Consider the following 8,489-nt stretch of genomic DNA (forward strand, 5'->3'; position numbering starts at 1 on the left):
CTTGTGGGCTCGACTTCCTGATTCCGGACAACTGGTCCGCCGATCAGGCACTCGCCGTCATCGAACTCATCGACGATCTACGCGAGCGAATCTGCCTGCACTATCAGTTCGCATTGCACGAACTGCTACACGAACAACGCGCACCTCCCGTGAACGCTCACCTGAACGACGTCGACGATCCATTCTGATGACCCTCACTCGGCAGTAGGTGCCGGTAACGGCCCCTACTCGTTGACGCTCCTACTCAACCTTGTGCCGCCGTTTAGTGCCGGATTTGCGCCGCCGCTAACATAGGAACAACTCCAGGTAAAAAGGGAGCTGTCCCGGGATGGGAGAAGCTCCCATTGGGAAGAAAAAAGGCGACCAACAGTGTGGTCGCCATAAAGACTGATCCGAGGGACAGTCTGAGAGAGAGGAAAGGCAAGAGCTCGGCATGCCGAGCGTCTTGGGTCGATGCGCTAAAAGCGCGGGGAATAGAGGGAGTCTACGGTCGAACAGCCGTCTTACCGGCTCGAAACATCGCGAAAAGGCTACCCCTTTCTCTCGGGAGCGAAATCGAAAGGTGAACACGCGAAATGCCCGCCGTTCTTCTCGGGATCCTCGCATTTTCTACTTATCGCCGGCGCTCACGCAGATGGAATTGACCAAAAAAAAACCGCCCCAATCGGGAGCGGCTTGTCTAAGGTCAAAAGAGCGAGAACGAAAGCTGCGACTCACACGTGACGTTATGCGCGGCGGTTACGGGGGCGGCTTGATCATCCAAACCGTTCCAAATCACCTGCGACAGGTCAAATCCGTTCAGCTTGTAAAGCAGCAAGCTGTTTAATTCGCCTAACACTTCCCGGAAATAAAACGAATATTGCGAGGGTGCTGGCTCATCATTATCAACAATGCCCAATCCACGGGCGATTTCGTCAGCCGTTGCAATCCGCCACTTGTCCACGCCGGCGGGCGCCCGCGTGACATTTAATTTCGTGTCCGGCGGGAGCGGTAACGCCTTGCGCAACTTTTCCCTCAACTCTGGAATCGCTCGCTTGGCGAAACCGGGATACACCATGTCTAGACTGTATGCCACTTCCGTGATGAACCATCCTACGGCGCTGTAATTCCACCCAGCGTGACGCCAAGGCTTGCCGTCGTAAGAAACCAAACGGTTGTCGTCGTCGATCGCGAAACATCGCACGTCCGGCATATGCTTCATGACCGTGCTCGCCGGCAAGAGACTAGGCACCTCGGCGGATACCGGCACCGACTCGCAGTCATCTACCGACAAAACGCGCCAAGCGCTGAATGGGCCACTCTCGCCGTACAGCGCAATAAGCAAATCGACATCGGCCGTCAGCGAAGCAGACAAGCCCTCCCCCGCTAAGGCGTTTAATTTGTCTTCCAAGCCAGCTTTGGCGAGAGCCTGTCGAACCTCATCCAGCGATGATTCAGGAATCGAAGCTTGCAACGACTTACCGACTCTAAGCTCGATCTGGCGATCACGCAGCATCATCGGCTTTGCGAGTTCTTGCCGCCAGCTGTCAATGTAATTTTCTGGTCGGATGTATCCCGAGCGCGACTGCAACATGCCACCTTCGCAAGACGTTGCATGCCGAAACACCCGATGCATCACGTCCGCGTAATTGCCGATAGTGCAAGCGGACCAATCATCAACATGCGGATAGCAGTTTTTCTCGTAAGTCCGTTCGAACGTCACGAAAATCCACTTGCCATTTGCTCGTTGAAATGCGCCAGCACGCTTGCCCGTCAAGACGGTTGAACCCATACAAAGCTCCGAAAAGTAATGCGGAGCAGCCCAACGGGCTGCGTACCCGCTGAGATATAAAAGGCCGCGCGAAAAGTCGCAGCCCGAGTAAAAAAATGCCGACTGCTTGGGGAGTCGGCGGGTCACAAATTAAGAATCGTCATCACCACGGGATAGGTTCAGCCTCCACCTTCCGGGACTTCGTTTTGCGCGCTTTCGGCGCAACGTACGCATGGCCAAAACGTGCCCACACGGCGGGGTCAATCGGAATCGGATTCGTTCTCCCCGTTGCGAGGTTCACAAACACGCCCGAAAACGGCACCGCGCCTGTGCGAAACATCGTCCAAAGAAGATTGAACGCCTGAACCGCGATCGCCTGGTTGATCACCAACGACTGCTTGCGCAGCGCGTCGGCCATCGAACAGGACGGCGTTTCATCCGTTGCATCAAGCGAAGCATCGATCAGGTCCGGGAACAGCTCGCCAACATGGGGCAAACGCTCCGGCCTTTTCTTGGCTTCGCTCAACGCCATCAGTTGACCGATCACTACTTGGCCGCGGTCCGTGTCGTTCCCGCAATCAAGGTAGTAGGCATTGGCGTTGCGCGCGGCTTCAACAATCGCTTTCCTCGCCGCGCGCGTATCCACGCAACCGATGATCACGTCGGCGCTGTAGCAATTCACGTTTTTCGTGAATCGCTGCGTCTCAGCCCGCCAGTTGGTGCCCATCAAAGCATTCAAGCGATTGACGATAAGTGAAGCCTTGAATTCGCCCACGTCGTTCGGATAAAAGCCTTGCCGGCCAACGTTGGTTGGACTGACCGTATCGTCATCGAACACCGTGCAATCGATGCCGCCCGGATGGCCCAATTCCACCATCGCGTGGTGTAACCGAGCGAGACTAGGCAGCACCGCGCTGCCGGTACCGCCAGCGCCCACCACCATCACTTGCCACGGGCGTGACAGCATGTGCGACGGGATCGCGTGACGAACCTTGATGGCTTCGCTCATACGGCCCCCGCCATCGTGCTGACCCGGTACCACGCATCCGGCACCCGCTCGACTTCTTCGAAAATGCCTTTCGCGCAAAGCCGAAAGGCAAAGCTAGGGACGTGCGATGCGCAATTTCCAACGACGAGCGAAAACTTGATGTCGTGCTTGTCGTCTTCGTTGTCAGTGGCCGAAAAGTACGCTGGATAGCGTCCATGCGAATGGCAGTCGATAACAAGCACTTCGCCATCGTGGAGCTCCGGCCGGTCGTATTTCAACGATCCGCTCGAGTGCGAGAGGATCACGACCGGCAGAAGCCGGAATTGCTGCGTCCCGGTGCTCCAGACGATCCACGCCCCCGTTTCGTTGGGGTACGCGGCTCGCGCCATTGCCACAAACTCCGCAATCAGCTCCTCAGGCACGCGACCGCAGATCAGGTCCGTATGCTCAATCGTGCGGCCATACGGAATGGGTATCGGCGCCGTGAAGCTGGCGACGCGCCGCACAAGCGAGATCCACGGAAGGCTGATCTCGAGAAACACACCGTTTTCAGCAACAAGCAACCGCTCGCCGGCCGAGGCCATCGGTCCAACCGGCTCGCGCCGGGGAACCATGACCGTCGGAAACGAGCGCTGCAACACGCTATCTGCTGCATTCATATCAACGCTCCTTGCCGGCGATAAGCGCGGCGAGATTAAATTTCATGGAGACAAGTGACGTCTTTGGGAATTGTTCGCCGAAGGTGCCGTCGAGCATCGCCTTCCAGAAGGCAAATTCACCCTTGGGATAGGAAACACGCTTGCCGCCGTGATTGGGGTGCGTGAACGCCGACTCGAAAAAACCGCTTTCCCAGCCGGCAATCGAGGAGACATCGATGCGCTTCGGAACATGAGCCGATCCGATGCATATCCTTCCGAAATCCCAGGTGTTAAAGTAAGGCGGTTCATGCAGCGTCGAAGCCGGGGTTGGGCGGCTGTCCTCTTTCAGCGCGAACACGCTGAATCCACTCGACGCAGCTCTGAACACCAAACCCGGATGCGGCACAATCGCGCTTCGCTTGCCGATTTCAGGGCAATCGAAGAACACGCGTCGCATCCCCGGTCTACACCACCACGTCACCGCGTCTTGCGATACCGCGAGCACTGTTTCTGGTAGAAACTCGGCCCTCGGTGCCGCGTTTTGCGACAGTTCCGTTAGGCATTGCAGAAGCGCCGCCCGATCGATTGGCCGACCCGCGCCAATCGATGCCCGACCGCCCTTTCCAGGGTTGATTGGGTGCACCGTCCCGTAATGCGCCGTGTGATCCCGTCCGCTGTAAAGCAAGATGGCGCTGGTTGCGCACACCTCTTCCCGGCGATCCGAGCCGATATCCAAACCTTTCATATGAAGCTCCGGTTGTTTATGCCGCAAGAGCCGCGATGACGCGATCCAGTTGGCCAAGAATGGAAAATGCCAGCGACCAGTCCGCGTACTGCTTGCGGATGGACTCAGGCGTAGAAGCAAAGGGAATGAAGCCGTAAAACGTTGAGCCTTCACCGCTTTGAGACAGGTGCTCATAGTGGTCATCGAGAAGCTCGCTAATACGCGGGCTGTCGCAGGCAATCAGCGTCGCTGCGGCATACGCACACTCAGGTCTCGCTTGCAGATCGAAAAGACACCTCGGTCGGCTCGTTTTAAGCAGGAGCGTCAACGCTTCGAGCTCTAGGCAAATGCGCCGCACCGAACGAGGACCGCGTTCTTGTAATTGCCGCAGTGACGCGGCACTGAGCGCAGGCGTAAGAGAAAACCGGTGCGTCTTTCGGTTGTACCGGCCGACGTCCATGTCGCTCGGACAAAGCTCGTCGCGGACCACCGAAGGAAGGTAGTTTTCCAACTCCGCTTCATCGTCGCCAAAGCGATCCTTGAGAATCTCCATGACGTCTTCATCAGAGGCCCTACTGTCGCCGTCCCAGTAATACGAGGAAAACATCCCGAGAAATTCATCCGGCGTTCGAACCCAGATCGTTCGGCCCATCGCACGATTGATCAATGCCATCGTGGTCGAGACCAACCGAGGGTGGGCAGCTCGAAGGTGCGCCACCTTTTCCCCGATATCAAAGACGTTCTCCTCCTGCATTTCGATACCGAGATACAGGGGCGACGTGGGTTCAAAGTCGCGTGCATCGTACTGATACTGCATCTGCTCGCGTACGGCCTCGACGTCCTGGATCACGAAGTTGAAGTTGAGGCACTTGAACAGTGGCATTTCCCGTTTCGCCCAGGCAAAGAAGCCTTTCGCAAACGCCTCACCCGCGCTAGAGAAGCCGGGAACATCGCGCGCCCGTATGGGGCCCGTGCCGAACTGGTCGGAGATCAGGCGGCAGACATCCTGTTCCGCTCGCCAGCGCATTACCGCCGAGGTCGGAACCCCGGAGGCAATGGCCGGAAGCGTCAGAAAATCATGGGCAGGTCGACGTCCGGCAGTGGCAGCGCATTTCGATTGCCATTGGGCGCCCGCGACAGCGATGAGCGCACCAGAGTGCTGAGGATCGAAGAGCATTCGCTGATCTCCTTGTCATGAAAAAAAACCGCCCTTCCGGGCGGCTCGTTAGTGGATGTGGCGTTGTCCGGGTCGGATAACGCCTTGAGTAACTCGCGCTCACGCATGGGAGCCTTTGGCACCAGCCGCGCGCACGAATTTGAACCGCATCACCTCGCCCGAGTACTCTGGGCCGTCGATGGCGGCTGTGGTCAGCTCCGGATACTGCGCAGAGTAAAGATCGCGGACTTCGTCAGCTGTGAAGGTCGGGCCGGGATCGGCCAGATTCACGCCGTTGTAGACAAACTCACGAAGCAGCTTGGCAATAGCAATGGACATGTGAACCTCAGTCGAAAAGGGAAGTAAGGTCGGTACCGGATTTTTCTGCTGCCGGTGCCGCGGTTGATGTCGCCGGGGTTGGAGCGGTGTTTTGCTCGCCCTCAGCGCTGTCCTCCGCTTCATCCTCATCAGAAGACGATTCGTCGACGGTTGTTGCCGGTTTCGTCTTGCCGCCAGACAGTGCCTTGGTCGCCTTGGAGACTTGCGTCTTTTGAGCGGCTTCGAGAATTGCCGTGGTTGCGGCAACCTGGTCGGCAAGTGAGGCACGCACACCGGTGTAGCCGGCGAGCGCATCTGCAAATTCCGCATCAAGCTCGGCCGCCGCAGCGGTGAGCACCAGCGGTTGCAGCATCGCGGCATCCTTCGCCGAGCCTTCTGGCTTGACGAAAACCACAATGTCGTCGCCCTTCATTTGCAACGAAAGCGTGAGCTTCGTGCAACTGCGCAGCAGCGGTTCGATAGAAACAAACATGGAAACTCCTGATAAAAAAATAGACCGCCACGAAGGGCGGTCTGAACAAGATGGAACAGCAGGTCGATGCGCAGGAAGCGCGGGTTAATACTTGAGCACCTTCGGCAGCTTGCCCGTGTAGTCAAACCCCTCGACGGCAAGAAGCGCGTCGATGACTTCGGTTTTGGACTTGCCAAAGACTTTCTTGAAGTTGTCGCCAAGCGCGGCCTGAATGCCGAGCTCGTTGGCAACCACCATCATTTCCGATTTCGTGAGCAGTTCCAGAAACTCCTGGCAGAGCTTCCAGTGGAGGCCCAAATCGAGCTTGTGGTGCTTGCACAGCTGCGTGAGATAGTTGACTTCCAACCCTTCGATCGCGGCGACCGCCATACCGATCATGGCCTTGTCGAGCGTATCGTCCGACGCCGCTTGAACGGCCGTAGCCGATTTCGTCACGTCCTTCGAGGCAATCCGTTCGTCGGTCATTTTTTCCCAGATGCCCGAAAACGTCTTCTCCTCGATGCAGCGCGCGTTGCCTGAGAGCACGATGGCAATCAAGTATTTGCGAGCCGTCGCCGGATCTCGACCGACTTCACGACGCAGCGCCTTGCGCCAGAGCGCCATGCGATACGCCTTGATCTTGTCGGACTCGGAAACCGTCGTGACGGATGGATTGGTGGATGGGGTACTGGCTCCCGTTGACCCGGCAGTTTTCTTCGCTGGGGCTGTGCGAGCGCCGGTACTGGCTTTCGCCTGACCGTCTTGAGGCTGGCTTGCAGCTTTCTCAGCCTGCAGGCGCGCGGCCACCTTCTTCATGTTGCAGACGGTGTCGAAGCACTGGCCTTTGTAGACCTTGCCCATCGAATCAGGCAGGCCGCTGACCGCTGCGCCGTAGTTCTGGCACGCATGGCAGGCGATCGCCTGTTCCGCGCCAACGCCTTTGGGGCCGTCGACTGCAAGCTGCACGCGCGTTTCGTTGTCACCGGCACGCACAATGCGCACGACCGGGTATTCGTCGCGTAAGCCAGTCACAACCGTTTCAAGCTGCTGCTCGCTCTTTTGGTTATAACAGGCACGATTCGTACAGTTGCCGGTCGTGATCGCTTCGCCGAACATTTCGCCCTGATTGGCCGAATTGTGGTGGCAGCCTGCGCAGTCGGTTTTGTCGAAGATCGCAGCAGACAGCGAGCAGGCGACCTGTTCGATCGTTTTCTTGATCTCGCCGACCGACTTGCCTTCCTTGATGATCACAGGCAGCAACTTATCCTGCGTCTCTTTCGGAAGCGCGGCAAGCAACTCGGCATGACCGAGTTTGATCGTGCGGGTGTTGAGCGCTTCCAACACGGCGTTGCTGCAGTTCATCAGCGCCAGTCGTGCCTCCAGCGTGGCGAGCGACCAGCCAATCATGCGCGCGGCTTCCTCACGATCGCCTTTGCAGATGCCGACTTGCTCGGCGGCCGCGATGGCTTCTTCGGATGGTGCCATGTCAGCACGCTGCACGTTCTCGATTAGCGCGCGCTGCTTAGCTTCGACCTCATCGATCTCCGCTAACGTGATCGGAATTTCATAGTCCTCGCCGTGAGCGATCATTGCCGCTCTATACCGACGTTCGCCCGCGACAAGGATGAAGACACTCTCCTCGTCCACGCGCACGATGATCGGCTGTATGACGCCCGTTTCCTTCACGGATGCCACCATTTCAGCCATCTCAGCCGGATCGAAGTACTTACGTGGGTTGTGGCGAACGACGATCGCCTTCAGCGGCAGAGTCGGTTGCTTGAGCGACGGCATAGCCAGCACGTGCGCTGTGCTAGCCAGTGGTTGATGCTCGACGGCAGTTTGCTGTTGCATATGCAGGTCTCCAGGGAGGGAACCTGCCCCTTCGGGAGAGGTTCCCGAAGGGTTGAACAACGAAGAAGGAAGCTGAGCCGAGATGATCGGCGAGGGTCGATGCGTCAGGGACGCGGGTGATAGTGGAAAGATACCGGCTAGATCCGCCCGGGCAGATCGGAAAGGTGGCTAAAACATGGTCCCTCTCGCAGAGTCCGAATTCTTTCGAAGGCCCGAAGGGCTTAGATCGGTAGAGTCGAGATGTGGCGCGGTAGCAGTAGGTTCGGTTTGTCTGTTGCCGCCCCTTTCGTTTGGCGGTGCCCGAGTAACTTAGCCCTAACCCCGTTTCCACATCCCGCTCATCGAACCCAGCGTGCAGATCTCCCGCACTGGGCTCTCGGACAAGACATCACGCCTTCACACACGCCAAGCTACGCCCCCGCGTGCGCTCAGACGTACGAGCCCGAAGTGCCCGTAGAGGTGCGGGAGTGGATAGCCCCCGCCCCTGCGTCGCCTGAGCTTATGCTTGTTGCGTAGCCACCGGCGCAACCGCGTCGCAGTGTAGCTGTCGAGCGCACGGTATGCGCGGCTAACGCTGCCTACCTGGAAGTAG

10 protein-coding genes are annotated in these 8,489 nt (G+C 58.1%); 1 reads left to right on the plus strand and 9 read right to left on the minus strand.

Features of this window, described 5'->3' with window-relative positions; translation table 11 throughout:
• Nucleotides 1–188 (plus strand): hypothetical protein (locus tag BSU04_RS16020; RefSeq protein ID WP_089161510.1); only part of this gene is annotated, 188 nt, incomplete at its 5' end.
• 497 nt (nt 189–685) lie between these two features.
• Here BSU04_RS16020 and BSU04_RS16025 read toward each other — a convergent pair.
• The 9 genes from BSU04_RS16025 to BSU04_RS16065 form a co-directional block, all read right to left on the minus strand.
• On the minus strand, nt 686–1,771 hold the full coding sequence (locus tag BSU04_RS16025; RefSeq protein WP_089161511.1) for a hypothetical protein: 1,086 nt from the start codon (nt 1,769–1,771) through the stop codon (nt 686–688).
• Nucleotides 1,772–1,913: 142 nt separating this feature from the next.
• Nucleotides 1,914–2,759, minus strand: a complete 846-nt coding sequence (locus BSU04_RS16030; RefSeq protein ID WP_089161512.1) for a PRTRC system ThiF family protein — start codon at nt 2,757–2,759, stop codon at nt 1,914–1,916.
• Nucleotides 2,756–3,397 (minus strand): PRTRC system protein A, encoded by a 642-nt coding sequence (locus BSU04_RS16035; RefSeq protein ID WP_089161513.1) that lies wholly within the window; start codon nt 3,395–3,397, stop codon nt 2,756–2,758. The genes BSU04_RS16030 and BSU04_RS16035 overlap by 4 nt, the downstream gene beginning before the upstream one ends.
• 1 nt (nt 3,398) lies before the next feature.
• Nucleotides 3,399–4,121, minus strand: coding sequence for a PRTRC system protein B (locus tag BSU04_RS16040; RefSeq protein ID WP_089161514.1), 723 nt, complete (start codon nt 4,119–4,121; stop codon nt 3,399–3,401).
• A 16-nt stretch (nt 4,122–4,137) separates the two neighbouring features.
• Complete coding sequence (locus BSU04_RS16045; RefSeq protein ID WP_089161515.1) at nt 4,138–5,277, minus strand: PRTRC system protein F; 1,140 nt, start codon at nt 5,275–5,277, stop codon at nt 4,138–4,140.
• A gap of 99 nt (nt 5,278–5,376) precedes the next feature.
• The gene (locus BSU04_RS16050) at nt 5,377–5,595 is read right to left on the minus strand and encodes a PRTRC system protein C (RefSeq protein ID WP_089161516.1); all 219 of its coding nucleotides are present in this window, start codon (nt 5,593–5,595) and stop codon (nt 5,377–5,379) included.
• A gap of 7 nt (nt 5,596–5,602) precedes the next feature.
• Entirely contained in the window at nt 5,603–6,067 is a 465-nt protein-coding gene (locus BSU04_RS16055; protein ID WP_089161517.1) for a PRTRC system protein E, read from the minus strand.
• A gap of 84 nt (nt 6,068–6,151) precedes the next feature.
• Nucleotides 6,152–7,837, minus strand: a complete 1,686-nt coding sequence (locus BSU04_RS16060) for a PRTRC system ParB family protein (RefSeq protein WP_089161518.1) — start codon at nt 7,835–7,837, stop codon at nt 6,152–6,154.
• Between the two features lie 456 nt (nt 7,838–8,293).
• Nucleotides 8,294–8,489 (minus strand): group II intron maturase-specific domain-containing protein (locus BSU04_RS16065; RefSeq protein ID WP_306427197.1); only part of this gene is annotated, 196 nt, incomplete at its 5' end.

It is taken from the genome of Caballeronia sordidicola, from assembly GCF_002220365.1.
Classification (GTDB): Bacteria; Pseudomonadota; Gammaproteobacteria; order Burkholderiales; family Burkholderiaceae; genus Caballeronia; species Caballeronia sordidicola_C.

What these genes read in the sequence shown, in the direction of transcription:
- BSU04_RS16025 (WP_089161511.1), bottom strand. Translation starts at nt 1,771, where the DNA reads ATGGGTTCAACCGTCTTGACGGGCAAGCGTGCTGGCGCATTTCAACGA.
- BSU04_RS16030 (WP_089161512.1), bottom strand. Translation starts at nt 2,759, where the DNA reads ATGAGCGAAGCCATCAAGGTTCGTCACGCGATCCCGTCGCACATGCTG.
- BSU04_RS16035 (WP_089161513.1), bottom strand. Translation starts at nt 3,397, where the DNA reads ATGAATGCAGCAGATAGCGTGTTGCAGCGCTCGTTTCCGACGGTCATG.
- BSU04_RS16040 (WP_089161514.1), bottom strand. Translation starts at nt 4,121, where the DNA reads ATGAAAGGTTTGGATATCGGCTCGGATCGCCGGGAAGAGGTGTGCGCA.
- BSU04_RS16045 (WP_089161515.1), bottom strand. Translation starts at nt 5,277, where the DNA reads ATGCTCTTCGATCCTCAGCACTCTGGTGCGCTCATCGCTGTCGCGGGC.
- BSU04_RS16050 (WP_089161516.1), bottom strand. Translation starts at nt 5,595, where the DNA reads ATGTCCATTGCTATTGCCAAGCTGCTTCGTGAGTTTGTCTACAACGGC.
- BSU04_RS16055 (WP_089161517.1), bottom strand. Translation starts at nt 6,067, where the DNA reads ATGTTTGTTTCTATCGAACCGCTGCTGCGCAGTTGCACGAAGCTCACG.
- BSU04_RS16060 (WP_089161518.1), bottom strand. Translation starts at nt 7,837, where the DNA reads ATGCCGTCGCTCAAGCAACCGACTCTGCCGCTGAAGGCGATCGTCGTT.